Raw genomic sequence first — 25,161 nt, 5'->3', positions numbered from 1 at the left:
AACGGACAAAGCGTATGCGGCGTTGCGAGGGAGGAGGACCATCGCCATGGCACTTACCGACGCATGGGCGGCGGACGACGCCGCCTTGTCGATCGACGGGCTGAGCAAGCGTTTCGGCGGCACGCAGGCCGTCAACGGTGTCGGCTTTTCCGTCAGGACCGGGGAGATCCTGGCGCTGCTCGGCGAGAACGGCGCCGGCAAATCGACGCTGATCAAGATACTCGCCGGGGTCTATGCCGCGGATGCCGGCACATTCCGCGTCCGCGGCGCGCGTTTCGATCCGCGCGAAGGCCATCCCGGCATCGCCTTCATCCATCAGGACCTCGGCCTCATCGAATGGATGACGGTCGCGGAAAACATGTGCCTGATGCACGGCCGCTATCCGCGCCGGTTCGGCTTCATCGACTGGCGGAGTGCGCGACGCCGGGCGGCCGCGGCTCTCGCGCTCGTCTCTGAGGAGATCGATCCGGGCGCCCGGGTCCAGGACCTGACGCGCACGGAAAAATCCCTTGTCGCCATCGCCCGGGCGCTGGCGCGCGACGCACAACTTCTCGTGCTCGACGAGCCAACGGCGAGCCTGCCGCAGTCGGATGTCGATATGCTGCATGGCGTGCTGATGCGGCTTCGCGCCCGTGGCGTTGCCATCATCTATGTCTCGCACCGGCTGGACGAGGTCTTCGCCATCGCCGATCGCGTCGTCGTGCTGCGCGACGGCTATCTCGTCGCCGACGAGCCGATTGGCCGGCTCGACGGCACCCGCCTGATCGAGTTGATCATCGGCGGCCGGATGAAGGATGTCTTCGTGCGCCCGCCGGTCGCAGCCGATGCACCTGTCGCACTAACGCTGGACAATCTCGTCGCCGGCGATGTCGGGCCGGTATCGCTCACGCTGCGGTGCGGCGAGGTGCTCGGCCTCGTCGGCCTGCGCGGCGCAGGCCAGGACGCGGTCGGCCAGGCGCTGTTCGGCCGTTGCGCCATCCGTTCGGGAGGAGCCGTGCTTGGCGGCCGCGACGTACTCACAAGCCGCCATCCGCAGGACGCGATCCGCGCGGGCATCGCCCTGGTGGCGGGAGACCGCAACGCGGATTCGGTGGCGCGCGGCCTCTCGGTGCAGGAAAACCTCTTTCTCAATCCAGCGCTTACCGGGCGGCGGCTTGCCGATTTCGCTCATCCGGACACGGAGGCGAAGGCGACCGCCGCCATCGGCCGGACCTTCGACATCCGCCCCAACGATCCCACGGCAGCGATCGAAACGCTTTCCGGCGGCAACCAGCAGAAGGTCGTCATGGCCCGCTGGATGCAGATCGGCGCGAAAGTGCTGATCCTCGAGGATCCGACCGCCGGCGTCGATGTCGGTTCGAAGGCCGACATCTATGCGCTGCTCGCCGAAGCGCTCGCAAGGGGCCTCGCCGTGCTGCTGATCTCGACGGATTTCGAGGAGGTCGCCGGCATCAGCCACCGCGCGCTGGTCTTCCGCGACGGGCGCGTCGCCGCCGAACTCTCGGCCGACGACCTCACGGTCGAGACCCTGCTCAACACCGCATCCCTGGAACCGATTTCAAGGCAGGAGGAGGCCTGATGGAGTCCCTACGTTCAAACGCGCTGGAGCCGACGCGCTCCGAGCTCGCAAACCTTGCGGGCGGTGCCCGCCTCGTGCGCCTGCTGCCGGTCTATGGCCTGCCGCTCCTGACGCTCGCCCTCATCCTGTTCTTTTCGCTGCTGCTGCCGGAGACTTTTCCGACAGTGCTGAACCTTCGGGCCGTGCTCGGCGAGAAGGCGGTCATCGCGCTCCTGTCGCTCGCCGCGATGATCCCGATGATGACTGGCCGCATCGATCTTACCGTCGGCTACGGCATCGTCATCTGGCATGTGCTCGCCATCAGCCTGCAGACGGTCTACGGCCTGCACTGGTCGGTCGCCGTGCTGATCGTGCTTGCCGGCGGCTGTCTGCTCGGTCTCGTCAACGGGCTGCTCGTCGAGGTCGCGCAGATCGACAGCTTCATCGCCACGCTCGGCACCGGCACGCTGATCTACGCCGCCGCGCTCTGGCACACCGAGGGGCGCCAGGTCATCGGCCTCCTGCCGCCCGCCTTCACCGCCCTCTACACGACCCAGCTTTTCGGCCTGCCGATCGCCGCCTTCTATGTGCTCGCCATCGCGGTGGCTTTGTGGCTCGTTTCCGATTACCTGCCGATCGGCCGCTATCTCTATGCCATCGGCGCGAACTCCCGCGCGGCAGAACTGAACGGCATCCGCACCCGCCGCTTCGTCATCGGCGCCTTCGTCGCCTCCGGCCTGATCGGCGCCTTTGCCGGCGTGGTGCTTGCCGCAAAGCTGCGCATCGGTCAAGCGAGCGTCGGCCTCGAATTCCTGCTGCCGGCCCTTGTGGGCGCGTTTTTGGGCTCGACGACCATCAAGCCCGGCCGCGTCAATGTCTGGGGCACGATGATCGGCGTGATCATTCTCGCTGTCGGCATTTCGGGCATCCAGCAGATGGGCGGCGCCTTCTATGTCGAGCCGCTGTTCAACGGCGCGACCCTGCTCGTGGCGATCGGCATCGCCGGCTACGCCCAGCGCCGACGCGGCTCGGTGCGCCATGCCCGCCGCCCCACACCCAAATCATAAAACCGTCTTCAAGGAGGAGAGAAGACATGAAAAGACTGCTTCAGACGACTGCGCTTGCGCTACTGGCCGCCCTTGCCGCCACGACAGCCCGGGCCGATGCCGTGGCCGACGCCAAGGCCTATATCGCCGAGATCACCAAGCCCAATCCCGCCTGGACGGGACCGACGACCGGACCGCTCGCCGAAAAGGGCAAGTCGATCGTCTATGTGGCGGCGGACCTGCGCAATGGCGGCGTGCTCGGCGTTTCCAAGGGTATCGAAGAGGCCGGCGCCGCCATCGGCTGGACTGTCCGGGTGATCGACGGGCAAGGCACGGTCTCCGGCCGCTCCGCCGCCCTGCAACAGGCGATCGCGCTTTCGCCCGATGGCATCGTGCTCGGCTCCGTCGATGCCAACGAGCAGGCCGAGGCGATCAAGCAAGCGGCCGAAGCGGGCATCAAGATCGTCGGCTGGCACGCCACCGCGACCACCGGCCCCTCCGACACCCATGCCGTCTTCACCAACATCACCACCGATCCGCTGGAGATTTCCAAGGCGGCGGCCTCCTTCGTGGTCGCCGAAAGCGACGGCAAGGCCAATGTCGTGATCTTCACCGACAGCGTCTACGACATCGCCATCGCCAAGTCCGATGCCATGGCCGAGGTGATCCGCGCCTGCACCACCTGCAAGCTGCTGACGATCGAGGACACGCCGCTCGCCGAAGCCTCCAACCGCATGCCGCCGCTGACCAACGCCCTTTTGCAGCGGTTCGGCGACGAATGGACCTATTCGCTGACGATCAACGACCTGCCGATCGATTTCATGGCGTCGGCCCTGCAATCCGCCGGCAAGGCCACCGACGGTTTCCCGCGCAACGTCTCGGCCGGCGACGGCTCTGAAGCGGCCTTCCAGCGCATCCAGCAGAACTATTACCAGACGGGCACGGTGGCCGAGCCGCTGTCGCTGCACGGCTGGCAGGCGGTCGACGAACTGAACCGCGCCTTCGCCGGCGAAAAGGATTCCGGCTACGTCGTGCCGGTGCATCTTTTCCTGCCTGAGAACGTCAAGGAGGATGGCGGCGAACGCTTCACCTTCGATCCGAACAACGGCTACCGCGACGCCTACAAGAAGATCTGGGGCGTCAACTGATCCTTCCGGCGGGCGTTCGGTTCGCCTCGCCCGCCCCCTTCCCCATGGAGAGCAAGATGACCAAAACCTTTTGGCCGGACAACATCCGGCTCGTGATTTCCATTTCCATGCAGTTCGAGGCCGGCGGCGAAGCGCCCTACGGTCCGGGCGGCCCCTTCTCCGGCTTCATCGACATGGACCCCTCCTATCCCGATTTCCCGACGAAGAGCTGGTATCGCTACGGCTATGTCGAGGGCATCCAGCGCATGCTCGACCTCTGGGACAAGCATGCCGTCAAGGTGACGTCGCACATGGTCGGCTCGGCCGTCGACCGCAGCCCCGCCGTCGCCCGCGAGATCGTCGAGCGCGGCCACGAGGCCGCAGCCCACGGGCGCGACTGGATCCTCCAGGTCGACCTCCAGGAGCCGGAGGAGCGGAAATTCATCCGCGACAATGTCGAATCGATCCGGCGCGCCACCGGCGTCGCCCCCGTCGGCTATAACGGCGCGGCGATGCGCGGCACGGTCAACACGCTGAAAATCCTGCAGGACGAGGGGTTCCGCTATCACATCGACGATGTCAGCCGGGACGAACCCTTCCTCATCCCCGTGCGCGGCAAGGATTTCGCGGTCGTGCCCTATTCGCTGACCCTCAACGACATCGTGCAGTTCGAGGGCTACAAATTCACCAACACGGAATATGAGCGACAACTCAAGGACGAGTTCGACGTGCTCTACGAGGAGGCCGCCACCCGCCGGCGAATGATGTCGATCTCCACGCACGACCGCGTGCAGGGCCGCCCCTTCCGCGTGCGCTCGCTCGCCCGTTTCCTCGACTACGCGCTGAAACACAAGGGCGTCGTATGCCTGCGCAAGGATGCCATCGCCGACTTCGCCTTTTCCGAGCCGTCCACCCTGCGCGATCCCAATCCGCATGACGAATGGGCTGACTGGGAACGCCGCCACGGCGACCAGAAGATCCGGCCGATTGCCTGAAGCATGGAGAGGCGGGCGGCGGCAACGCCGCCCGAGACAGGGAGACAGTCTTGACCGACATCACGATCATCGGCGGTGGCATCGTCGGCATCGCGACGGCCTATGAACTGCTGCGGCGCTTCCCCGGCATTTCGCTGGAAGTGCTGGAGAAGGAACAAAGCCTCGCCTTGCACCAGACCGGGCGCAACAGCGGCGTCATCCATGCCGGCATCTATTATGCGCCGGGCAGCCTGAAGGCGGAATTCTGCCGGCGCGGCCTTGCCGCCACGCTGCGTTTTTCCGCCGAGCACGGCATCGCGCACGAGCAGCCGGGAAAACTGCTGGTCGCCACGTCGCCAGTCGAGATGGAACGCCTTGCCGCGCTCGAAGCGCGGGCGGCGGCGAACGGCCTCGCCGTCCGGCGCGTCAGCGCCGCGGAGCTGCGGGAGATCGAGCCCAACATCGTCGGGCTCGGCGCGCTGCTGAGCCCTGCGACCGGCATCGCCGACTATGGCGCCATCGTGCGCCGCATGGCCGCGCTCATCGGCGACCTCGGCGGGCAGGTGACCTGCGGGGCGGAGGTGAACCACATCGAGGAGCGGGCGAACGACGTACGCCTCACCCTGGCCGATGGAAGCATCCGTACCACACGCCATCTCGTCGTCTGCGCAGGCCTGATGGCGGACCGGCTCGCCGCCCTGTGCGGTCTCGGCGGCGATTTCGCCATCGTGCCCTTCAAGGGCGAATATTTCCGCCTCGCGCCGCGCCACGACGAGGTCGTGCGCCATCTCATCTATCCCGTACCCGATCCGGCCCTGCCCTTCCTCGGCATCCATCTCACGCGCATGATCGGCGGCTTTGTCACCGTCGGTCCGAACGCCGTACTCTCGCTGGCGCGCGAGGGCTACGGCAAGCTCGCCATCGATTTCGGCGACCTTGGCGACATGGCGCGATTCCCCGGCTTCTGGCGCACGCTGCAGGCCAATCTTTCCTCCGGCCTCAAGGAAGCGGTGAACTCCGCCTTCCGCCGCCGCTACCTGAAAGCCTGCCAACGCTACTGCCCGCCACTGGAGCTCGCCGATCTCCTGCCTCACCCACCCGGGATAAGGGCGCAGGCCGTGATGCGCGACGGAACGCTCGTGCATGATTTTCTGATCCGCCGTTCCGCCCGTACGATCCACATCTGCAATGCACCTTCGCCGGCGGCAACCTCGGCAATCCCGATTGCAGAACACATCAGCGATCTCGCGGAAAAGGTCTTTGCTTTCGACGCACGAAGAGCCGCTACTTAGGCGCCCGCCCTAACATGGGGAAACGAGGCCAATGAATGGCGCAGATACAGTAACTTAGATCACCAGAAAATTCCAAGAAACTGGTCATCTTCAAACAGTGCGGCCTACATCGTCGGGGATCGCGTCGATGCCTGCCATCAGTTTATCGTGGATTTCTTCAGGCGCATCCTCCAGCAGATATGCTCTGGTATGGGTCTCACGCTTCAGGTGCTCGTAGGCATCGGCCCGGAGGATCACGAGCTTCTATTTGCCGTGTTTGGTTAGCCCGACACGCTCGACAAGGGCGGTTTCCAGGACTTCTCCAGAGGCGCGATTCATGTCGGAGAAGGTGAATTGCTTCATCGTCGCCCTCGATTCTGAACATACGGAATATACGTATTTTATGCGAAATATGTAATACGCTACAACGCACTGAACCACGGTCCGTTTCGGCCCACCGAACTCGGCGGTGTTTCAGCGCGGAGAGGGATCTCAATAATAAACCAAACTCTTAGCGCGCAAGACCGCGCAGATCCGGCATTCGATCAGCCACGATCGTTTCCATCGAAAAGAAGCCGGTAACAGTCATGAGATCAAAATCGGTGATAAGCTTTTGATAGAAGGCGTCATAGCCGGACATGCCGCGTGTCACCACCTTGATCAGATAGTCCCAGTCACCGCCGATCCGATAGAAGTCCGTCACTTCCGGCAAGCGCTCCACGTGTTTGCGGAAGCCGTCGGCCCATTCCTTGGAGTGATGACGGGTACGGATCATCACGAACACGGTCAGGTCGAGGCCGAGTGCCGCGACATCGATCGCGGTATGAGTACCGCGAATGAGACCACTGGCGTTCAGCCGCTGCAGGCGGCGCCAGAGGGCATTCTGCGAAAGGCCCACCCGGTCAGCCAAATCGCGTTGCGAGACAGCACCATCCTTTTGCAGGGAAGTCAGTATTCGCAGATCAATTTCGTCAATTTTGCCCATACTATCGTTCATTCGACCCATTTTTCTTGAAAAATCGCATAAGAACGATGAAGTTTCAATGCTTCGGCTTGGTTAGACTCATTATCCGTACCATCCCGGAGGTCTTGATGAGCCGACATTCCCTCGACAACCTGCATGCTGCCGGCCCACTCGCGGATTTTCGCCGGAGCCTTGCCGATGAAAACACCATTGCGGCGTTACGCGCCGGATTGGTGGGCAAAGACGCGACAGTCGAGGGGCCATTCGGGGTCAAACGCCTCCTCTATGCCGACTATGTCGCTTCCGGGCGGGCCCTGATGCAGGTAGAGCGCTTCGTTCTCGAACGGGTCCTGCCCTATTACGCCAACAGCCATACCGAGGCGTCCTATTGCGGCGGCTTCATGACGCGGCTGCGCCGCGAGGCGCGTGCAGCAATCGCCGCCTGTTGTGGGGCTGGGCCGGAGCACGCCGTGATCTTCACGGGTTCCGGGGCAACGGCCGGCCTCAACCGGCTGGTTCATCTGCTGGGTGTAAGCGAGGGGGTCGCCGCGGGAAAGCGCGTACGCATCCTGATCGGCCCCTATGAACATCATTCGAACATCCTGCCTTGGCGAGAGAGTGGCGCCGAGGTGATCGAGATTGCCGAAGGCGCGGACGGCAGCGGCCCAGATCTCACGGAGCTCGAAGCCGCTTTGCGGCAACCTGCCGATCTTGTCGTCTGCGCCTTCTCCGCCGCTTCCAACGTCACCGGCATCGTCACGGATGTCGCGGCCGTCACGCGGCTCGTCAAAGCGGCCGGTGCCAGGATCGTCTGGGATTATGCCGGTGCAGGTCCCTATCTGCCCATCGCCATGTCCCCCGGTGCGGACGCCGATATCGATGCGACGGTGGTGTCACCGCACAAATTCATCGGCGGCCCGGGAGCGTCCGGCGTTCTGATCCTCCGGCGCGATGCGGCGATCGCGGACAAGCCGACGTGGCCCGGTGGCGGCACTGTCAAATTCGTCTCTCCGGCAGGCCATGACTACAGCGACAGCCTGGAAGCGCGCGAGGAAGCCGGCACGCCAAATGTCGTGGGCGACGTGCGCGCCGCGCTCGCCTTCCTGGTCAAAGACGCGATCGGCCATACAGTGATGCAAGCACGCAATGGCATCCTGACCCGTCGCGCCCTTGCCGCCTGGTGCAATGTCAAGCACCTGGAGCTGCTCGGCCCGCCCGATCCAACGCGGCTGCCGATCTTCGCCTTTCGTGTCCGCGACGGCAGGGGCGGATATGTTCACCAGCAACTCGTTACACGCATGCTGAGCGACCGCTACGGCATCCAGGCACGAGGCGGCTGCGCCTGCGCCGGCCCGTATGTTCATCGCCTTCTCGGCATCGACGCCGACCAGTCGCTGCACCTACGAGCCGCTCTTCTGGCCGGGCAGGAGATGCTCAAGCCCGGGTTCATCCGGTTGAACTTCAGCGTCCTTCTGCCCGATGAGGATGTGGCGTTCATTCTCGATGCGGTTGCCGAGCTTGCGACCGATGCATCCCGCTACGAGCCGCACTACGATTTCGATCCGGCGCGCGCCATCTTCTTCCCGCGCACGGCTCTTGCCCTGGGAGCGTGATCATGACGAGACCCGACATCGCTGCCTTCTTCGATCCGCGTACCTGGTCCGTGCAATACGTGATCGCCGATCCCGCGACGAAAGCCTGCGCCATTGTTGACCCGGTGCTGGACTTCGATGAGAAATCCGGCACAACCGCCACGGACAATGCCGACCGGCTGCTCGACTTCGTGCGCGCCGAAGGCCTGGACTTGCAGTGGATCCTGGATACCCATCCCCATGCCGACCATCTTTCCGCCGCCGCCTATCTGAAGGACAAAACCGGGGCGCCCACCGCCATCGGCGCGCACATCATCGACGTCCAGAAGCTCTGGGCCGATATTTACAACTGGCCCACCCTTCGTGCAGACGGCTCACAATGGGACCAGCTGTTCGACCATGGCGACACGTTCCATATTGGCGGGATCAAAACCGGGGTGCTGTTCTCGCCGGGCCACACTCTGGCCTCGATCACCTATGTCGCCGGCGACGCCGCCTTTGTCCATGACACACTCTTCATGCCCGACAGCGGTACGGCGCGGACGGATTTTCCCGGCGGGAGCGCACAGGCGCTCTGGGCGAGCATCCAGGATATCCTGGCATTGCCGGACGACACCCGCGTCTTCGTCGGTCACGACTACCAGCCGGGCGGCCGCGCACCGCGCTGGGAGAGCACGGTTGCCGGGCAGAGAGCGGACAACATTCACCTGACCGCCCATTCTGACGAAAACGCGTTCGTGGCGTTCCGGCAGGCGCGCGACCAGACCTTGCCGATGCCCAAACTCATCCTCCACGCCTTGCAGGTCAACATCAACGGCGGCCGCTTGCCGGAACCGGAGGAGAACGGCCGGCGCTATCTGAAAATTCCCCTGAACGCCCTGCAAGGGGCCGCCTGGAGCTGATCATCCTCTTAAACGGCAGCCCGCTTTGCAATGGGGCGCCATCCACCGCAGTGCAGTAGAGCCACCCATGCCCCTCGACTTTGCACAGTATGTTCTGGCGGCCGCATCCGGCAGCCTGGTGGGATTCAGCCTTTCTTTGTTCGGGGGAGGCGGATCCATTCTGGCCGTCCCTCTGCTCGTGCACGTTGTCGGCCTGAGCAATGTGCATATGGCGATCGGAACCAGCGCCATCGCAGTCGCGGTGAACGCCTTGTCAGGTTTGGCCATGCACGCTCGCCACGGCATCGTGAAATGGCGCTGCGCGGCGGTATATTGTGCCACCGGTATCGCAGGTGCGTGGATTGGCGCTGCACTCGGCAAGGCGCTGGACGGCAAGCGCCTGCTGCTGCTGTTTGCCGCCCTCATGATGGTCGTCAGCCTGACCATGCTGAAACGGCGCGACCGGGCTGGCGACCCCGCATCGACCTGTACGCGCACGAATGCGCCGAAAGTGCTGGCCTTCGGGGCGGGGACAGGCATCATCTCCGGCTTTTTCGGCATCGGTGGCGGCTTCCTGATCGTGCCTGGCCTGATGATCTCGACCGGCATGCCGGCGATCAACGCCATCGCGTCGTCCCTGGTGGCCATCGCTTCTTTCGGTGCGACGACGGGCGTCAGCTATTCCCTATCGGGCCTGGTCGATTGGCCGCTCGCCGGTGCGTTCATCGGCGGCGGCGTGCTGGGCGCGCTGACGGGATATCGCGCGGCTCACGGCCTCAAACGCTATACGAGTATCTTGAACACGCTGTTCGCAGCACTCACCTTCAGCGTCGCCGTAGGGCTGGCTCTCTACGCGGTACAGCCAAATCTCTGAATAGCCCCGGGCTCCACGCCCCCCCGGGTTAGCTGGAGCAATGCTCTGCGGTGGTGGCATGACAGATGCCGGCCTACCGTCTGTGCATAGAGACGCGGCACGCCGGGGCGGTTTCAATTGTCGACGCGGTAGCACAACAGGAAAGGCCGCGCAGCACCACCGGCGCTGCGCGGCAGAAGGCCTTCACAACGGTGTATCAGAAAGCCGGCTCGACAGAATCGACATTGGCCTTGGTGACAACGGTAAGCGGAATCGGCAGGCGTGCACCGACCTCCTTGCCGTCGAGGATCTCGGCCATGGTGTTGATCGCGAGCTTGCCATCCTCGACCGGCGACTGGACGATCGTTGAATACATCTCGCCCGAGCGGATGGAATCGAAGGCATCGCGCTGGCCGTTGATGCCGACGATCGGCGGCGTCGGCTTGCCGGCATTCGCTTCCTTCCAGGCATCGATGAAGCCGCGCGCCATCGTGTCGTCATTGGCGTAGACACCGGTGATCTTGTCGCCGAAACGGGTGATCAGGTCGCGGCTGGCGACGAGCGCCTTCTGCTGGTCGAAGTCGGCATTAACAGTTTCCAGCACCTCGATCTTGCTGCCGGTCTCCTTGAGACGATCGACGAAACCACCGACGCGGCCGATGGTCGTGCCATTGCCGGCCTGACCGGCGATAACGACGACAGCCCCCTCGCCCTTCATCGCCTCGTTCAGCGAGTCGGCAGCAAGCTTGCCTTCTTCATAGACATCAGGACCGGTAAAGGACTTGATGAAGTCATTTGCCTGCTCCGCCATCGGCGAATTGATCAGGATCGCCGGAATGTTCGCCTGCTTGGCGCGGGCGAGCGCCGGGATATAGGCCTGCGGGTCGAGCGGCCAGAGAATGATGCCGTCGGCCTTGCGCGCAATGCAGGTGCTGACCTGCTCGGTACCGGTCTGCACGTCGAAGTTCTGGCTGAGGCTCAGGATCTCGATGCCGAGTTCCTTGGCACGCTCGTTGAGGGCCACGTTTGCCGGGGTCGCATAGGCATGGGAATCGGCGGCCGTGACGTAACAGACCGTCTTGGCGCTGGCGAAAGCCGTCGAAGCGAGCAGGGCGGCGGCAATGGCAGCCGGCAATCTTACAGTCTTACCAATCATGTTTTCCTCCTTCATCGATTGGAAAATATCAGGCGGGGGCAGCGTTCGCGGCAGGCTTGCGCCGGCCGCTGCGAACGGTTCGGTCGAGAACGACGAGCAGGAGCAGGATCAGCCCGGAGGCGACCTGCTGCATGTAGGCGGGGACCGACTGGAACTCCATTGCCGTCGTCAGTGCCGCGATGGTGAGAACACCGCCGAGCGTGCCGAGCGCCGAACCACGCCCGCCTTCCAGCCGCGTCCCCCCGACGACGACCGCCGCGATGACAGCCACGGTCAGTTCCGAACCGTAGACGGGAGAGCCGGTATTGGTGGCAAGGCTCTGCAGCACGCCGGCCACGCCGGCAAGCGTGCTCGCGAAGACGAAAGACAGGACCATGACGCGATCCGCCGAAATTCCGCTCGCCTCCGCCGAATGGGCATTGGAGCCGACGGCAAAGAGGTTGCGGCCGGCGACCGTGCGCGTCAGCCAGACGTGCAGGGCGAGGATGGCGATCAGGAACAGGCCGCTGCGGACGGTGAAGACCTCCAGATAGATCTCGCTCAGCGTGATCGAGAACATGATGTCGGTGCCCGGGATCGGCTGGCTTGCCGTCATCCAGTGCGCGACCGAGCGGAAGACCAGCATAGTGGCCAGCGTCGCGACCAACGAATTGATGCGCAGCACCACGACGAGGAAGCCGTTGACGGCGCCGGCAGCCGCGCCGGCCAGCGCACCGGCAACGGCAGCCCATCCCATCCCGAGCGCCGGCTGGAGCATGATCGCTACGATACCGGAAACCGCGAAGACCGAACCGACGGAAAGGTCGATCTGGCCGGCGATCAGAAGAACCGTGAGACCGATGGCGATGAGACCGATGGTCGAACCGCGATCAAGGCCGAGGCTGAGCGTCGTGAGGCTGACGAAACCGGGCACCAGGAGCGCTGCCACGATGAGCGTGAGACAGAGGATGACGGCGACGCGATAGCGCAGGAGCATGGCCATCAGGCAACCCCCCGCTTGCGCAATGCAATGTCGAGCGCGACGGCGCCGGCAATCAGGAGGCCGAGGACAAAGCCCTGTATCGGCGTGCGCACACCCTGGAGGACCATGACATTGGTGAGCAGTTGCACGAAGACGAGACCGGCCATCGCGCGCGGAATGGAGCCGAAACCACCCATGATCGACACACCGCCTACCACGACGGCGGTAATGGCGCTAAACTCGTAACCCTGGCCGACGAAGGGGCGCGCACTTTGCAAGGTCAGGCCGAGCAGCCCCCCGCTGAACCCTGCGGCAAAGGCGGTGATGACGAAAGCACCGGCGCGAACCGCACGCACCGGCACGGCGCTCGCTTGTGCCGCACTGTAGTTGCCACCCGTCGCAATCGTCCATCGCCCCCAAAAGGAGCGCGACAGCACGAAATTGCCGAGAAAGGCGATCGCGATGAAGATGATGGCAATCATGGGTACGCCGAGAACGCGGCTCTTGACGAAATCCGCCGAACTCGGGTCCGCGCCGTAGACGATGACGCCGCCAACGGCAGCCTGCACGAAGCCGAGAACGATCGTGCCCATGCCGAGTGTCGCGATGATGGGATTGATACCGACATAGCCGACGAGAAGGCCGTTGACGAGGCCGGTGAGCCCCGCCAGCAGGACCGCGACGGCAAAGGCGGGAACGGGTCCGATATAGGGCTGGAGGGCGAGCGACAGGATCGCACCGCAGGCGATGGTCGCAGGCACCGAGAGGTCCGCCATGCCACCAACGACGAGCACGAAGGTCATGCCCACGACCACGATGCCGACGATGGACATGGAAGTCAGCACGTTCACAAAGTTGCCGGCCGTGAAGAAGACGGGATTGGCGATGGTGCCGTAAACAATGACGGCGAGGATGGCGAGCAACAGGCCCCCGCGCGAAAGAAGCCCAACCGCACGGCTACCCTGGCTGAAGCGATCGGCCACCTTCGTTGTCTGTCCCATGGCGGCGACATCCGTCATGCGGCCTCTCCTTCTGCACTTTCCTCACCCGTCGCGAGCGCCATGATGCGCTCCTCGCTCAGGCCCTCGCGGGCGATCGGCATGGATGCCCGCCCGTCACGCATGACGACCACGCGGTCGCATACGCCCATGATTTCCGGCAGCTCGGAGGAGATCATCACGACGGCCATACCGTTTGCGACGAGCTGCCCGATGATGCCGTGGATTTCCGCCTTGGCGCCGACGTCGACACCGCGCGTCGGCTCGTCGAGGATCAGCACCTTCGGATCGGTGGCGAGCCAACGGCTGATGACCGCCTTCTGCTGGTTGCCGCCCGAGAGAAGGCCGATGCGACGCTCGCCATCCGGCGGCACGATGGAGAACTTCTTGACATAGGTGCCGGCAAGTTCGCGCTCGTCGCCACGGCGGACACGACCAAAACCATTGGCAAGACGGCGCAGCACCGGCAGGCTGATATTCTCCCGCACGGTCATGGCCGGCACGATGCCGTCGCCCTTGCGATCTTCAGGCACATAGGCGATGCCGACCCGGGCCGCTGCAGCCGGCGAGCCGATGTTCACCGGCACGCCGTCGATTTCGACCGTGCCCGTGGTGAACGGCGCAAGACCGAAAATGGCCCGCGCGACTTCCGTGCGCCCGGCGCCGACAAGCCCCGTAAGGCCAAGGATTTCGCCGGCGCGCACATCGAAGCTGATGTCATGGAAGCGGTCGCCATCACCGATGCCGCGCACGGCCAGAACAGTTTTGCCGATAGCCGCCGGTGTTTTCGGGAAGACGTTGCTGACCTCCCGGCCGACCATGAGGCGGATCATCTGCGCGGCGGTAATGCCGCTGGCGGGCCGCGTCTCGATCATGCTGCCGTCGCGAAGAACCGTCACCTCATCGGCGATTTCAAGCACTTCCTTGAGGCGGTGGCTGATGTAGATAATGGCAATGCCGTCGTCACGCATCTTGCGCAGGATGCGGAAGAGCGCCGCCGTCTCGTGCTCGCTGAGGCTCGAGGTCGGCTCGTCGAGCACGATAATGCGCGGCGCGGCGGCATGGGCCTTGGCGATTTCCACCAGCTGCTGCTGGCTGATGGTCAGGTCGCCCAGCCGCTGTTGCGGATCGATGGACGCACCGAGCTCACCGAGGACTGCGCCAGCGCGGCGCACCATGCCGCCGCGGTCGAAGAAGCCGAACCGCTTCGGCATACGGCCGAGAAAGATGTTTTCGGCGACCGTAAGATCCGGCACGAGGTTCAATTCCTGGTGCACCATGCGGATACCGAGCTTCTGGGCATCGGCCGGGCGCTTCATCCGCACTTCCACGCCCGCCACTTCGATCGTGCCGGTTGTCGGCGCATAGGCACCGCTCAGGATCTTCATCAGGGTCGATTTGCCGGCCCCGTTCTCGCCGACGACGGCATGAACGGTTCCAAAGCGAACGGCGAGATCAACACCGGAGAGTGCCTTCACGCCCGGGAAGACCTTGCTGATCCCCCTCATGTGCAGTGCGTTTGCGGCCGACGGCATTTCACCCCTCCCCAGCCCGGCTCGCATCGCTCGCGATGCCTCGTTCCTCCAGCCGGCGAAGTTCTATTACACTAATATAACAGTAGTGACAAGCGACCTCGGCCAATCAATATTGTGCATCCATCCGGCATGCCGCCCTAACGACGGCATCCCGCCATGGCGAGGTCAGAGACGGTAGAATTTCACCGCATTGCTACCGAACACCTTGGCCATGCCTTCAGCATCGAGCAGCGGATCAAGGATGCCCCGCGCGGCGTTCAGCACCTCTGCATAGGAGGCGGCAAGAAGGCAGACCGGCCAGTCGCTGCCGAACACCAGCCTGTCCGCACCGAAGGCGTGAAAGACGTGATGGACATAGGGGGCGAGATCCGTCGGCACCCAGTCCGCATGCCGCGCTTCGGTAACGAGGCCGGAGACCTTGCAATGCACGTGGGGATGCACAGCCACCCGCGCGATATCCTCGGCCCACCCCTCCATTCTGCCGCTCGCCACAGGTGGTTTCGACAGGTGATCGATGACGGCTCGCAGGTCAGGCACGGCATCGAGCATGCGTGCGATCCGGGACAGATGACGGGGAAACGTGAGAATATCGAACGCCGCACCCGAGGCTGCCAAATGGCCGATATTGGCCAGAACCGCCGGGCGAAGGATATAATCGTCGTCCGCGTGGTCCTGCAACATGGGCCGCAACCCGACGAATTTCGGACGGCGCATCAGCGCCTCAAGCTTGACGGGAAACGCCGCGTCCTCGAAATCGAGCCAGCCGACCACGCCGGCAACAAAATCCGCATCCGACGCCAAAGAAAGCAGGAAATCCGTCTCGGCCTCGGTCTGCGCGGCCTGGACGAGCACGGTCCGGTCGACACCGGCGCGCCGCAGGACGGGACGGAGGTCGTCCGCGAGATAGTCGCGTGCCAGTACGGGCACATCCGGCGACATCCAGTGATAGTCACCACGATCCGCCCGCCACAGATGATGATGCGCGTCGATGATCAACCTGCTTCCCCTTGCTTCGGGCGCCCATATTGGCTTTTGTGCATAACACTAGTATTATAATGAACACATCCGCAATGCGGATTCGTGCAGACCAACACACAGGACAGGAAGAATTCAGACCACAGGATATGCCTGCACGGAGACTGGCGCCCCTCGCTCGCAAGCTGCTAATCTGAAATATCGCTTCAATCGTTCTCACAAGTCACGGTGGCCATGGACATCGACGCATCCAATCTCAACCGCTCCCTTCCGCTGCGCGACCAGATCTATCACAAGGTCCGCAGCTTGATCGTCAGCGGCCAGATGAAACCAGGGGAATCGATCAACGAGATGGCGATCGCCCAGTCGCTTGGCGTCTCCCGAACACCCGTGCGCGAAGCCGTCAAGCGCATCAGCGACGAGGGCCTCGTCAACGTCTTCGCCCAGACCGGCACCTTCGTCGCGCGCATCAGCATCCGCGACATCGAGGAAGCCTACGTCATTCGCAATGCGCTGGAAATGGAAAGCGCGCGCCGCGCCGCCGAGAAACTGACCCCGGCCCAGGCAGAGGCATTGGAGGACAACATCGCCGCCCACAAGACGGCGATCGCCCGCGGCCGCTTCAGCGATGCCATCCAACTCGATGACATCTTTCATCGCACCATCGCAGAAGTGAACGGCTTTCACATGCTCTGGCGCGCAGTCGACATTTCCAAGGCGCAGATGGATCGTGGCCGCTACCTCGCCATTCCCAAGCCCGGCTACGGCGACCAGACCATTTTGCAGCATCAGGCGATCCTGAAGGCGCTGCAGCGCCATGACAGCGAGGCAGCGGCCACCGCCATGCGCGAGCACCTCAATACGTCCCTGCGCAACACGCTGGAAGTTGCCGCCGCAAACAACGCATTCGGCTGAAGGGTTCAGCCGCCCCGCCCTCACCTCTCTTCAAGGAGTGCAGCATGCAGCGCATGGGCCTGTGCATCGGGCTAAAGCCTGACGTCATCGACGAATACAGGGCGCTGCACGCAGCCGTCTGGCCGGAGGTGCTGGCAGTCATCAGCGCGGCCAACATTCGCAACTATTCGATCTTTCTGCGCGAGCCGGAAAATCTGCTCTTTGCCTACTGGGAATATCACGGCGCCGACTTCAAGGTGGATGCCGCCGAGATGGCACGCTCGCCGGCCATGCAGAAATGGTGGGAGATCTGCGATCCGCTGCAGCAGCCGTTTGCCACCCGCAAGGACGGAGAGTGGTGGGCGGACATGGTCGAAGTCTTCCATCACGACTGACGTCCCGGGAACGTAAATCCCCTCCATCTCGCACCGCGAGGTTTCGATGCAGCTCCCAGGGCATTGCCATGCTTGACCGCATCGCTACTATTATATTAGTATTCAAATATCACAAACTCCATCGCGGAGCGCGCCTGCGTCACCCGCCCGAGCATATCATGGCCCGTTTCATCCAGCTTTCCGCCGCCGACAACATCGTCCTGGTGACCGACCCGTTCAATCCGGGCGACCTTGCGGGGAGCGTGGTGGCAACGACCCGCATCCCCCGCGGTCACAAAATGGCGATGACAGCGATCGGCAAGGATCAGCCGATCATCAAATACGGTCAGGTCATCGGCTTTGCGAAGGATGCGATCGCACCCGGCGACTGGGTTCACGAACACAATGTCTATGTCGATTCCTTTGAGCGGAACTACATGTTCGGCGAAAACCTGAAGGAGACACATGTGCTGCCGGAAGCGGCGCGAGCCACCTTCCTCGGCTATCGCCGCGCCAATGGAAAGGTCGGCACGCGAAACTACGTCGCCGTCCTGACATCCGTGAACTGTTCGGCGAGTGCTGCCCGCTTCATCGCCGAGGAAGTCAACAAATCGGGTGTGCTCAGGAACTATCCGAACATCGATGGCGTCATCTCGCTCGTGCACGGCACGGGCTGTGGCCTGGACGTCAATGGCGAAGCCCATGACATGCTCAAGAAGACTCAATGGGGTTTTGCGACCAATCCGAATGTGGGCGGCGTGCTGATGGTCGGTCTTGGCTGCGAGGTTTTCCAGATTCCGCGCTGGATGAAAACCTTTGGCGTCGAGGAAAACATCACCTTTCGCACCCTGACGATCCAGGAGGCCGGCGGCACGCGCAAGACGGTGGAAGCGGGCGTGCATGCGATCTACGAGATGCTGCCGGCCGTGAACGCGCACAAGCGAACCGCTGCGCCCGCATCGGAATTGGTTCTTGCACTGCAATGCGGCGGATCGGACGGCTATTCGGGCATTACGGCAAACCCGGCGCTCGGCGCGGCCGTCGACCTGCTTGTCGAGCAAGGCGGCACGGCCATCTTGTCGGAAACACCGGAAATCTATGGCGCTGAGCATCTCTTGACCCGGCGCGCAGAAAGCCGCGCAGTCGGCGAGAAACTCGTCGAAAGGATCCATTGGTGGGAGGACTACACTGCCCGCCACAATATGGAAATGAACAACAATCCCTCGCCCGGCAACAAGCTCGGCGGCCTGACGACGATCCTTGAAAAATCACTCGGCGCGGCGGCAAAGGGTGGCTCGACGAACCTGCGCGCCGTGTTCGAATATGCCGATCCTGTCGATACGACCGGCCTCGTCTTCATGGACACGCCGGGCTACGATCCGGTCTCGGCGACCGGGCAGGTGGCGGGCGGGGCCAACATCCTCTGCTTCACCACGGGCCGCGGCTCAGCCTTCGGCTGCAAACCGACGCCGTCGATCAAGCTCGCCTCCAACTCCCACATCTACGAGCAGATGATCGAAGACATGGATATCGACTGCGGCGACGTGTTAAGCGGCGTTTCGCTGGAGGAAAAGGGCCGGCAGATATTCGATCTCATCCTGCGCACGGCATCCGGCGAACTCACGAAATCCGAGCAACTCGGATATGGCGATCTCGAATTCGTGCCCTGGAACATCGGTGCGACGATGTAAGGCACACACGCCCCCTCCAAAAAAGGGCGTAAAGCCTTCCCGATCAGGCAACAAGACCTTCGTGCTGCAGGGCTTTCCAGAGCTCCCCCGGTACATCCTGCTCGAACCAGCCGATGTTTTGTCGGACCTGCTCTGCGTCGCGTGGACCGATCAGCACCGTCGTAACGGCGGGATGGCGCAGCGGATACTGAATGGCCGCCGCCGAGAGCGGCACACCGAAACGCTCGCAGATCTCCGAGAGGGCTTTCACCCGTATCCCCACAGCCTCGGGCACGTCCTGGTAGTTGAACTTTCGATGGCCACCGGGACCGCCGGCAAGAATGCCCGAATTGAAGACGCCGCCGATCATGATGCCCATGCCGACCTCCTGTGCCTTGTCGAGCAGGGTAAGCGCGTTCTGCTCCAGCAGCGTGTGACGGCCGGCCAAGAGCGTGCAGTCGAGCGCAGCCTCGTTCATTGCGTCCAGCACGATATCGGCCTCGTTGACCCCGAGACCGAAGCCACGGATGAGGCCGGCTGCCCGCAGCTCCTCCAGCGCCCGAAAGCCCCCGCCCTTCGTCAGCGCCATCCAGTGGGTGGCCTGCGCCACGCCATGGGTAACGGTGCCGATATCGTGCACGAAAAGGAGGTCCAGCCGCTCAAGCCCCGTGCGCTGGGCGCTGTCATCGAAACTGCGCATGATGGCATCGTAGGAGTAGTCGAAGACCTCTCTGAACGGCAGGCCGTTGTGCCAGCCGGAATCGAGCGGGTTTTTCGGTGGCGCGGGCGGCAGATCGCGGCCCGGCCTTTCACGCGCCATGAGCCGGCCGACCTTGGTGCTGACCGTGAACGTTGCGGCAGCGTCCGTCTTTTCCCGCAGAAAATGGCCGAGCAAATGTTCGGCGCGACCGAGACCATACATCGGTGCACTGTCGAAATGACGGATACCGGCCTGCCAGGCCGCTTTGAGGGCCGCCAGAGACGCATCCGCCGAAACCGGCGCATAGAGCCCTCCCATGGCCGCCGTACCCATGCCGAGAGCCGTCACCTTAAGCCCTGTCCTGCCAACTGTCCTCGCTTCGCCAGCCCGCATGAAACCCTCCTCGCAAGACCGCGCGAAAATCACCGGTCACCCTTGCTTGCGTTGTTACACTAATATAATAGCGGAGATCAAGGCAGCACAACGGTGCCGGAGAAAAGAGCCCGATAGCGGAGGAAAGCCATGAACCGGATCGATTTGTCAGGCCAGCATGCGGTGGTAACAGGCGGCGCGCAGGGCCTTGGCTTTGCCATGGCACGCCGTATCGTTGCATCGGGCGCCACCGTCACGCTCTGGGATGTCGATGAGGCTCTGCTGGCCTCGGCCCGCAAGACCCTCGGCAGCGCCGCCACAACAGTTATCGTCGATATCTCCGACTGGGAGCAGGTCGACGGCGCGCGGGCGCGCACCGAAGAGATCGCAGCCCCCGCCTCGCTTCTCGTCAACTCCGCCGGCATTGCCGGGGCCGCAGCGCCGCTCGATATCTACGACATCGCCATGTGGAAAAAGATAATCGACATCAACGTCAATGGGACCTTCTACGTCAACCGGGCGCTTGTGCCCGGCATGAAGGAACGCAACTACGGCCGTATCGTCAACATCGCCTCGGTTGCCGGCAAGGAAGGCAATCCGAATGCCGCTGCCTACTCGGCTTCGAAGGCTGCCGTGATGGGCCTTACCAAGTCGCTCGGCAAGGAGCTTGCCGGCTACGACATCGCCGTCAATTGCATCACGCCGGCGACCGCCCAGACCCGTATCCTCGAACAGCTGACGCCGGAGTTCATCGAATATATGCGCTCGCGCATACCGCGGGGCCGCTTCCTGGACGTCGACGAGGCGGCCTCCATGGTCGCCTGGCTGCTCTCCAAGGAGAACAGCTTCACAACCGCCGCGACCTTCGATCTCTCCGGCGGAAGGACGACGTATTGACGGTGCCACGCGTCTGGGGGTTAAACACGACCAAACAAAGTTGAGTTAAGATCGTATAGTACCCCCTCGATCTATCCTTGCCGAGGCGATGCAGGCAATCTCTGCAAGCGCAGATCAGGTCCTGTACAGTTGCCGATGGTGCATGCCGCGGCCATCGTCCAGTTCGCCGCTATCAGCCAAAGATCAAGGCGGAATGCCTCTTCTCAATGCAAACGGAAAACCCGGACGGGCCGACCTCGCGAAAAAACCGGCGGATGATTTCGATGAAGAGCCGCACGAACAGAGGCTTCGCGTTTCCATAGAGATCCAGGACGATGACCGATGGCGGCGGGAGTTCGTCGAGGATCGGGCGCCTCACGATGCCCTGGCCGTCCGACGTTGCCCGGCCTATAGGGCGCATGTTGAGGATCGACATACCAAAACCAGACGCAACCGCGGAACGGACCGTTTCATAGGAGCGGGTATGAAAGCGGACATCCGGCCGCTTCGCCAGGATATCGAACAGCGTCAGCAGATATGTCGCCGTCTGGGGCATGTCGAGCAACACGAATGGACGCGTCGCAATCTCCGATAGCCAGACGGCATCCTTGGCCGCCAGCGGGTCATCGACGTGCAGGACGGCGTGGGCCGGAACCTTGCAAATCCGTGTCATCGTCCCTGTCGTGATGGTGCCGATATCGTAGAGAACGGCCAGATCGATCAGCCCCTCGCCCAGCCAAGTTTGCAGCTGCACCTGGTCCCCTTCGAGAAGGTCGATTTCGACATCGCCGACATTGTCGATGTACATGCGCAGCATTTCCGGCATGAACAGGGCACCGAACGGTTCGAAACAGCCGATGCGCAAGACCTTCGGCACACGGTCGGCGAGGTCGCCGATTGCCCTGTCGAACTCCGTCGCAGCCGAAAGCATGATCCGGGCCGCGCTGATGAAGCGCTCGCCGGCCGGCGTGACCTGAACTCCGCGCGCCGGCCGCCGCTCGAAGATGCGTGCTCCCATCTCCCCTTCGGCGAGTGTGATCGCCGCAAGAATGGAGGATTGCGAGATATGCAGGACCTTTGACGCAGCCTGTACACTGCCGAGGCTTGCGACTTCGCAGACATAGCGCAGCTGCCGGATCGTCAGGTTCATCGAACCGAATGCTCCAGAAAATGTATGAAGTTATGCGAAAGAATACATTTTGTGCGTGCGAAGGAAAGGTTCATTCTGCCCTCAACGAACAAACCTGCCGCAAGATGCAGGGATATACGAAATCAAGGGAACGATAGAATGCCTTTTCAAAACCCTCTCGAAGGGGCGGCCGAGCTATGCCGTATGGACGCCGCAGCGCTTGCGGCAGCCTATCGCAATCGCACGCTTTCGCCGGTCGAAGTCGCCAGGGCAACCATAGAACGCGCCGAGAACGTGAACGCCACGCTCAACGCCTTCACATTCATCGATCATGATGGTGCACTTGCAGCCGCCGACGCAGCCGAGAAGCGCTGGGCGAAGGGTGCGCCCCTTTCGGATATCGATGGCATCCCGACAACGCTCAAGGATATCGTGTGGGTCGAAGGCTGGAGTGTGCGCTACGGCAGCACCACGACACCGGCACGCCCCCATGGCGATGACGCGCCGTCCGTGGCCCGTTTGCGCAAGGCCGGCGCGATCTTCATCGCACAGACCACCACGCCGGAATTCGGTTGGAAAGCCATCACGGACAGCGCACTTTTCGGCGTGACGCGCAATCCGTGGAACACGGAAAAAACGCCCGGCGGATCATCCGGTGGCGCAGCCGTAGCCGCTGCCGTCGGGGCGGGGGTTTTTCATCTCGGAACAGACGGCGGCGGCTCGATCCGCATTCCTGCGTCCTTTACCGGTATCGTGGGCCATAAGCCGACCTTCGGCCGGGTTCCGGCCCATCCGGCAAGCGCCTTCGGCACCGTCGCCCATGTGGGGCCAATGACGCGAAGCGCCCTCGACGCGGCAGCCATGCTAAGGGCGATGTCCGGCAGGGACATCCGCGACTGGGCCCAGGGCGTCGGCAAGCTGGCGAGCCTCGAGCCTGGAGAAGCTGCGAGCCTCGCCGGAAAACGCATCGGATACTGGTCGAAACCAGCCAGCGGGACACTCGATCCCGAGGTCGCCGCGGTGGTCGATGCCGCGGTCTCGAGATTGTCCTCCGCGGGGGCTATCGTGGAGCCGATTGCGCTGCCCGCGGAAGGCCTTCTGGACCTCTTCCATCATCATTGGTTCACCGGTGCTGCGGCGCGCCTTTCCTCGATCCCCGAGGCGGAACGTGGGTTGATCGATCCAGGCTTTCTCGAAATCGCTCGTGCCGGCGCGGCGTATAGCTCGACGGAACTGGTTCTCGCACAGGTCCGGCGCGGCGAATACGGCGCAGCGATGGATCGCCTGCTTGCCGAATACCATTTCGTGGTTTCGCCCGGGACGGCATTGCCTGCCTTCGACGCGGGGCTCGAAGTGCCGGCGGGAAGCGCCTTCAGCCGCTGGACGGAATGGGCCGGTTTCAGCTTTCCCATCAACCTGAGCCAGCAACCGGCCTGCGTCATACCGTGCGGCTTCACCTCCGCCGGCCTGCCTGTCGGTTTCCAGATCATCGGAGCACGCGGCGAAGACGCTGCCGTCCTTTCCGCCGCGGCCGGCCTGGAGGTGATGTTTTCCAGGTAAGCACCGACCACGCATGACGAACACAACCAACTATAAAAGGGGTAACCGTTATGATGAATAGACGTGCAATGCTTCAGGGAGCCTTGGGAGCCGGTGCGGCCGGCGGCATGCTCCTTGCCGATATGAACAGGTCCGTCCGGGCGCAGGATACGTCCCCGATTGCAGTGGGCTCGGCGCTGCCGATGTCAGGCATCGCAGCGGCGGACGGCATCGAGTTCAAGAACGGGCTCGACCTTGCCGCCGAGGAGATCAACGCCGCCGGCGGCATTCTGGGCCGGCCCGTCGAGATTCACATCGAAGACACCAAGGAGATGGGCGCCGACCTCGTATCCCAATCCATGCAGCGGCTGGTCGATCGCTTCAACACGCCGGTGATCATCAATGGCTACAACCTCGGCACCAACATGATCGAAATGGACGTCGCAGCCGACAACGACGTCATCATGATGCACTACAACACGCTCATTTCGCACAACGAGAAGTTCAAGACCGATCCCGAGCGGTATTACGGTTCCTTCCAGGGCGACCCTCCGGAATTCTGGTATGGACCGGGCTGCCTGAACTTCCTGAAGACCCTTTCGGAAGGTGGCAAGTGGACGGCGCCGAACAAGAAGATCGCCATCATTCCCTCGGCCAACGAGTATTCCATCGTGATCGCCAATGCGATCCGCGACAAGGCCAAGGACTACGGTTTCGAGGTGAGCCTGTTCGAAACCGTGCCGTTCCCGACCAACCAGTGGGGGCCCACGCTGGCAAAGCTGCGGCAGGACCCGCCGGCCGCCATCATCGTGACGCACTTCCTGCCGCAGGATCTTGCGCAGTTCATGGTGCAGTTCCTTTCCCAGCCCACGAACAGCCTCGTCTACATGCAATACGGCCCGTCGCTTCCCGCCTTTCGCGAGATCGGCGGCGAGAGCATCAACGGCGTCATCTATTCAACGGTCGTCGGCTGCCTTCCGGACGAATTCTCGAAGCCCTTCCGCGAGTCCTATCGCGCGAAGTTCGGCCCGAACTCCGCCTACATCACGGGATCGCAGACCTATGACGGCCTGTGGATGTGGGCGATTGCCGCCGCCATTGCCGGCGGTCCGGGCGAGCCCTTCAACAAGGAGCAAGTGGGCAAGGTGGCGGCCGTCATGCGACGCAATGTCTATCGCGGCGTCAACGGGACCTATCGGGCCGATACCGCCGGACAGTCGGCCTACTGCTACCCGACGCAGACGGCCGATCCTTCGCTGGGCATGCCGCATCAGTTCCTGCAGCATCAGGACCACACGACCGACCCCAAGCTCATCGCGCCGGCGCTCTACGCCACCGATGCGTTCGTCCTGCCACCCTGGATCAAATAGGCTCCTGCAGGTGCAGCGCTGAATCTGTGTATCGGCCGCGAAAGTGGCCGATACCGATGGCGGAAGGAGCGGGATGATGGAAAGCAGCGGGACAATCTTGCTGGAATGCGAAAACGTCGTGAAGCGCTACGGTTCGCTTTCGGCGGTGGATGGTATGTCGCTGACCGTCAGCCGTGGCGAGATCGTCGGCATCGGCGGGCCGAACGGCGCAGGCAAGACCACCTTTTTCGACGTGGTGACAGGCGTAACGCCAGCGACCGAAGGAAGGATGAGAGCGGCGGTGCAAAAGTCGGCCACGGTAGCGGCGGCATAATGCTGCTGCGGGCGGAGTAAAATCCGGCCACCT

The 25,161-nt window shown here is 63.2% G+C and carries 23 protein-coding genes; 15 read left to right on the top strand and 8 right to left on the bottom strand.

The window, feature by feature from the left end:
- The first annotated feature begins 46 nt into the window (after nucleotides 1–46).
- From EXZ48_RS28250 to lhgO, 5 genes are read left to right on the top strand one after another with little or no spacing between them, the layout of a single operon-like run.
- Nucleotides 47–1,579, top strand: coding sequence for a sugar ABC transporter ATP-binding protein (locus tag EXZ48_RS28250; protein ID WP_130520108.1), 1,533 nt, complete (start codon nucleotides 47–49; stop codon nucleotides 1,577–1,579).
- Nucleotides 1,579–2,625: an ABC transporter permease gene (locus tag EXZ48_RS28245; RefSeq protein ID WP_130520106.1), complete on the top strand. Its 1,047-nt coding sequence runs from the start codon at nucleotides 1,579–1,581 to the stop codon at nucleotides 2,623–2,625. Before EXZ48_RS28250 ends, EXZ48_RS28245 begins: the two co-directional genes overlap by 1 nt.
- A 26-nt stretch (nucleotides 2,626–2,651) precedes the next feature.
- Complete coding sequence (locus tag EXZ48_RS28240) at nucleotides 2,652–3,752, top strand: substrate-binding domain-containing protein (RefSeq protein ID WP_130520103.1); 1,101 nt, start codon at nucleotides 2,652–2,654, stop codon at nucleotides 3,750–3,752.
- 56 nt (nucleotides 3,753–3,808) lie between these two features.
- The gene (locus EXZ48_RS28235) at nucleotides 3,809–4,726 is read left to right on the top strand and encodes a polysaccharide deacetylase family protein (RefSeq protein WP_130520101.1); all 918 of its coding nucleotides are present in this window, start codon (nucleotides 3,809–3,811) and stop codon (nucleotides 4,724–4,726) included.
- A gap of 50 nt (nucleotides 4,727–4,776) precedes the next feature.
- Entirely contained in the window at nucleotides 4,777–5,997 is a 1,221-nt protein-coding gene (gene lhgO / locus EXZ48_RS28230) for an L-2-hydroxyglutarate oxidase (protein ID WP_130520099.1), read from the top strand.
- 490 nt (nucleotides 5,998–6,487) lie between these two features.
- Here lhgO and EXZ48_RS28220 read toward each other — a convergent pair whose 3' ends face one another.
- Nucleotides 6,488–6,973 carry an Lrp/AsnC family transcriptional regulator gene (locus EXZ48_RS28220; protein ID WP_130520097.1) on the bottom strand — a complete coding sequence of 162 codons (486 nt, stop codon included), beginning with the start codon at nucleotides 6,971–6,973 and terminating at the stop codon, nucleotides 6,488–6,490.
- 95 nt (nucleotides 6,974–7,068) lie between these two features.
- Here EXZ48_RS28220 and EXZ48_RS28215 point away from each other — a divergent pair, with 95 nt between their 5' ends.
- The 3 genes from EXZ48_RS28215 (at nucleotide 7,069) to EXZ48_RS28205 (ending at nucleotide 10,287) form a co-directional block, all read left to right on the top strand.
- Entirely contained in the window at nucleotides 7,069–8,553 is a 1,485-nt protein-coding gene (locus EXZ48_RS28215; protein ID WP_130520095.1) for an aminotransferase class V-fold PLP-dependent enzyme, read from the top strand.
- A gap of 2 nt (nucleotides 8,554–8,555) precedes the next feature.
- Entirely contained in the window at nucleotides 8,556–9,434 is an 879-nt protein-coding gene (locus EXZ48_RS28210; RefSeq protein ID WP_130520093.1) for an MBL fold metallo-hydrolase, read from the top strand.
- Between the two features lie 67 nt (nucleotides 9,435–9,501).
- Entirely contained in the window at nucleotides 9,502–10,287 is a 786-nt protein-coding gene (locus EXZ48_RS28205; protein ID WP_130520091.1) for a sulfite exporter TauE/SafE family protein, read from the top strand.
- Between the two features lie 196 nt (nucleotides 10,288–10,483).
- On the opposite strand, the gene EXZ48_RS28200 is transcribed toward EXZ48_RS28205, so the two are convergent.
- From EXZ48_RS28200 to EXZ48_RS28180, 5 genes are all read right to left on the bottom strand, one after another.
- Nucleotides 10,484–11,422, bottom strand: a complete 939-nt coding sequence (locus EXZ48_RS28200; protein WP_023511926.1) for a sugar ABC transporter substrate-binding protein — start codon at nucleotides 11,420–11,422, stop codon at nucleotides 10,484–10,486.
- A 28-nt stretch (nucleotides 11,423–11,450) separates the two neighbouring features.
- Nucleotides 11,451–12,404 carry an ABC transporter permease gene (locus EXZ48_RS28195; RefSeq protein WP_130520089.1) on the bottom strand — a complete coding sequence of 318 codons (954 nt, stop codon included), beginning with the start codon at nucleotides 12,402–12,404 and terminating at the stop codon, nucleotides 11,451–11,453.
- Nucleotides 12,404–13,402 carry an ABC transporter permease gene (locus EXZ48_RS28190; protein ID WP_023511928.1) on the bottom strand — a complete coding sequence of 333 codons (999 nt, stop codon included), beginning with the start codon at nucleotides 13,400–13,402 and terminating at the stop codon, nucleotides 12,404–12,406. The genes EXZ48_RS28195 and EXZ48_RS28190 overlap by 1 nt, the downstream gene beginning before the upstream one ends.
- On the bottom strand, nucleotides 13,399–14,916 hold the full coding sequence (locus tag EXZ48_RS28185) for a sugar ABC transporter ATP-binding protein (protein ID WP_023511929.1): 1,518 nt from the start codon (nucleotides 14,914–14,916) through the stop codon (nucleotides 13,399–13,401). The genes EXZ48_RS28190 and EXZ48_RS28185 overlap by 4 nt, the downstream gene beginning before the upstream one ends.
- 165 nt (nucleotides 14,917–15,081) lie before the next feature.
- A complete protein-coding gene (locus EXZ48_RS28180) occupies nucleotides 15,082–15,912 on the bottom strand; it encodes an amidohydrolase (RefSeq protein ID WP_130520087.1) in 831 nt (276 codons plus the stop codon).
- Nucleotides 15,913–16,125: 213 nt separating this feature from the next.
- Here EXZ48_RS28180 and EXZ48_RS28175 point away from each other — a divergent pair, with 213 nt between their 5' ends.
- The 3 genes from EXZ48_RS28175 (at nucleotide 16,126) to EXZ48_RS28165 (ending at nucleotide 18,850) form a co-directional block, all read left to right on the top strand.
- On the top strand, nucleotides 16,126–16,806 hold the full coding sequence (locus EXZ48_RS28175) for a GntR family transcriptional regulator (RefSeq protein WP_130520085.1): 681 nt from the start codon (nucleotides 16,126–16,128) through the stop codon (nucleotides 16,804–16,806).
- Nucleotides 16,807–16,850: 44 nt separating this feature from the next.
- Nucleotides 16,851–17,180, top strand: a complete 330-nt coding sequence (locus EXZ48_RS28170) for an L-rhamnose mutarotase (protein WP_024270768.1) — start codon at nucleotides 16,851–16,853, stop codon at nucleotides 17,178–17,180.
- A 158-nt stretch (nucleotides 17,181–17,338) separates the two neighbouring features.
- The gene (locus EXZ48_RS28165) at nucleotides 17,339–18,850 is read left to right on the top strand and encodes a UxaA family hydrolase (protein ID WP_130520083.1); all 1,512 of its coding nucleotides are present in this window, start codon (nucleotides 17,339–17,341) and stop codon (nucleotides 18,848–18,850) included.
- A 43-nt stretch (nucleotides 18,851–18,893) separates the two neighbouring features.
- On the opposite strand, the gene EXZ48_RS28160 is transcribed toward EXZ48_RS28165, so the two are convergent.
- Nucleotides 18,894–19,922 (bottom strand): aldo/keto reductase, encoded by a 1,029-nt coding sequence (locus EXZ48_RS28160; protein ID WP_130520081.1) that lies wholly within the window; start codon nucleotides 19,920–19,922, stop codon nucleotides 18,894–18,896.
- 129 nt (nucleotides 19,923–20,051) lie between these two features.
- Here EXZ48_RS28160 and EXZ48_RS28155 point away from each other — a divergent pair, with 129 nt between their 5' ends.
- Nucleotides 20,052–20,798 carry an SDR family NAD(P)-dependent oxidoreductase gene (locus EXZ48_RS28155; RefSeq protein ID WP_130520079.1) on the top strand — a complete coding sequence of 249 codons (747 nt, stop codon included), beginning with the start codon at nucleotides 20,052–20,054 and terminating at the stop codon, nucleotides 20,796–20,798.
- A 172-nt stretch (nucleotides 20,799–20,970) separates the two neighbouring features.
- Here EXZ48_RS28155 and EXZ48_RS28150 read toward each other — a convergent pair whose 3' ends face one another.
- Complete coding sequence (locus tag EXZ48_RS28150) at nucleotides 20,971–21,927, bottom strand: LysR family transcriptional regulator (RefSeq protein WP_024270765.1); 957 nt, start codon at nucleotides 21,925–21,927, stop codon at nucleotides 20,971–20,973.
- 138 nt (nucleotides 21,928–22,065) lie between these two features.
- On the opposite strand from EXZ48_RS28150, the gene EXZ48_RS28145 reads away from it, so the two are divergent.
- The 3 genes from EXZ48_RS28145 to EXZ48_RS28135 all read left to right on the top strand — a co-directional run bounded on the left by EXZ48_RS28145 (nucleotide 22,066) and on the right by EXZ48_RS28135 (nucleotide 25,128).
- The gene (locus EXZ48_RS28145) at nucleotides 22,066–23,466 is read left to right on the top strand and encodes an amidase (protein WP_130520077.1); all 1,401 of its coding nucleotides are present in this window, start codon (nucleotides 22,066–22,068) and stop codon (nucleotides 23,464–23,466) included.
- Nucleotides 23,467–23,516: 50 nt separating this feature from the next.
- A complete protein-coding gene (locus EXZ48_RS28140) occupies nucleotides 23,517–24,815 on the top strand; it encodes an ABC transporter substrate-binding protein (protein ID WP_023516454.1) in 1,299 nt (432 codons plus the stop codon).
- Nucleotides 24,816–24,888: 73 nt separating this feature from the next.
- Nucleotides 24,889–25,128 carry an ATP-binding cassette domain-containing protein gene (locus EXZ48_RS28135; RefSeq protein WP_207900523.1) on the top strand — a complete coding sequence of 80 codons (240 nt, stop codon included), beginning with the start codon at nucleotides 24,889–24,891 and terminating at the stop codon, nucleotides 25,126–25,128.
- The last annotated feature ends 33 nt before the right edge of the window (nucleotides 25,129–25,161 follow it).

The sequence above is a fragment of the Shinella sp. JR1-6 genome, from assembly GCF_004284735.1.
Taxonomy (GTDB): Bacteria; Pseudomonadota; Alphaproteobacteria; order Rhizobiales; family Rhizobiaceae; genus Shinella.
The sequence above is the reverse complement of the archived record's forward strand: the minus strand, read 5'-3'. Positions and strand labels throughout refer to the sequence as shown.

Coding starts and splice junctions, on each gene's coding strand:
- EXZ48_RS28220 (WP_130520097.1), bottom strand. CDS start 6,973: ATGAACGATAGTATGGGCAAAATTGACGAAATTGATCTGCGAATACTG.
- EXZ48_RS28215 (WP_130520095.1), top strand. CDS start 7,069: ATGAGCCGACATTCCCTCGACAACCTGCATGCTGCCGGCCCACTCGCG.
- EXZ48_RS28200 (WP_023511926.1), bottom strand. CDS start 11,422: ATGATTGGTAAGACTGTAAGATTGCCGGCTGCCATTGCCGCCGCCCTG.
- EXZ48_RS28210 (WP_130520093.1), top strand. CDS start 8,556: ATGACGAGACCCGACATCGCTGCCTTCTTCGATCCGCGTACCTGGTCC.
- EXZ48_RS28190 (WP_023511928.1), bottom strand. CDS start 13,402: ATGACGGATGTCGCCGCCATGGGACAGACAACGAAGGTGGCCGATCGC.
- EXZ48_RS28150 (WP_024270765.1), bottom strand. CDS start 21,927: ATGAACCTGACGATCCGGCAGCTGCGCTATGTCTGCGAAGTCGCAAGC.
- EXZ48_RS28155 (WP_130520079.1), top strand. CDS start 20,052: ATGAACCGGATCGATTTGTCAGGCCAGCATGCGGTGGTAACAGGCGGC.
- EXZ48_RS28140 (WP_023516454.1), top strand. CDS start 23,517: ATGATGAATAGACGTGCAATGCTTCAGGGAGCCTTGGGAGCCGGTGCG.
- EXZ48_RS28135 (WP_207900523.1), top strand. CDS start 24,889: ATGATGGAAAGCAGCGGGACAATCTTGCTGGAATGCGAAAACGTCGTG.
- EXZ48_RS28245 (WP_130520106.1), top strand. CDS start 1,579: ATGGAGTCCCTACGTTCAAACGCGCTGGAGCCGACGCGCTCCGAGCTC.
- EXZ48_RS28175 (WP_130520085.1), top strand. CDS start 16,126: ATGGACATCGACGCATCCAATCTCAACCGCTCCCTTCCGCTGCGCGAC.
- EXZ48_RS28240 (WP_130520103.1), top strand. CDS start 2,652: ATGAAAAGACTGCTTCAGACGACTGCGCTTGCGCTACTGGCCGCCCTT.
- EXZ48_RS28145 (WP_130520077.1), top strand. CDS start 22,066: ATGCCTTTTCAAAACCCTCTCGAAGGGGCGGCCGAGCTATGCCGTATG.
- EXZ48_RS28205 (WP_130520091.1), top strand. CDS start 9,502: ATGCCCCTCGACTTTGCACAGTATGTTCTGGCGGCCGCATCCGGCAGC.
- EXZ48_RS28170 (WP_024270768.1), top strand. CDS start 16,851: ATGCAGCGCATGGGCCTGTGCATCGGGCTAAAGCCTGACGTCATCGAC.
- EXZ48_RS28185 (WP_023511929.1), bottom strand. CDS start 14,916: ATGCCGTCGGCCGCAAACGCACTGCACATGAGGGGGATCAGCAAGGTC.
- EXZ48_RS28160 (WP_130520081.1), bottom strand. CDS start 19,922: ATGCGGGCTGGCGAAGCGAGGACAGTTGGCAGGACAGGGCTTAAGGTG.
- EXZ48_RS28235 (WP_130520101.1), top strand. CDS start 3,809: ATGACCAAAACCTTTTGGCCGGACAACATCCGGCTCGTGATTTCCATT.
- EXZ48_RS28250 (WP_130520108.1), top strand. CDS start 47: ATGGCACTTACCGACGCATGGGCGGCGGACGACGCCGCCTTGTCGATC.
- EXZ48_RS28165 (WP_130520083.1), top strand. CDS start 17,339: ATGGCCCGTTTCATCCAGCTTTCCGCCGCCGACAACATCGTCCTGGTG.
- EXZ48_RS28195 (WP_130520089.1), bottom strand. CDS start 12,404: ATGGCCATGCTCCTGCGCTATCGCGTCGCCGTCATCCTCTGTCTCACG.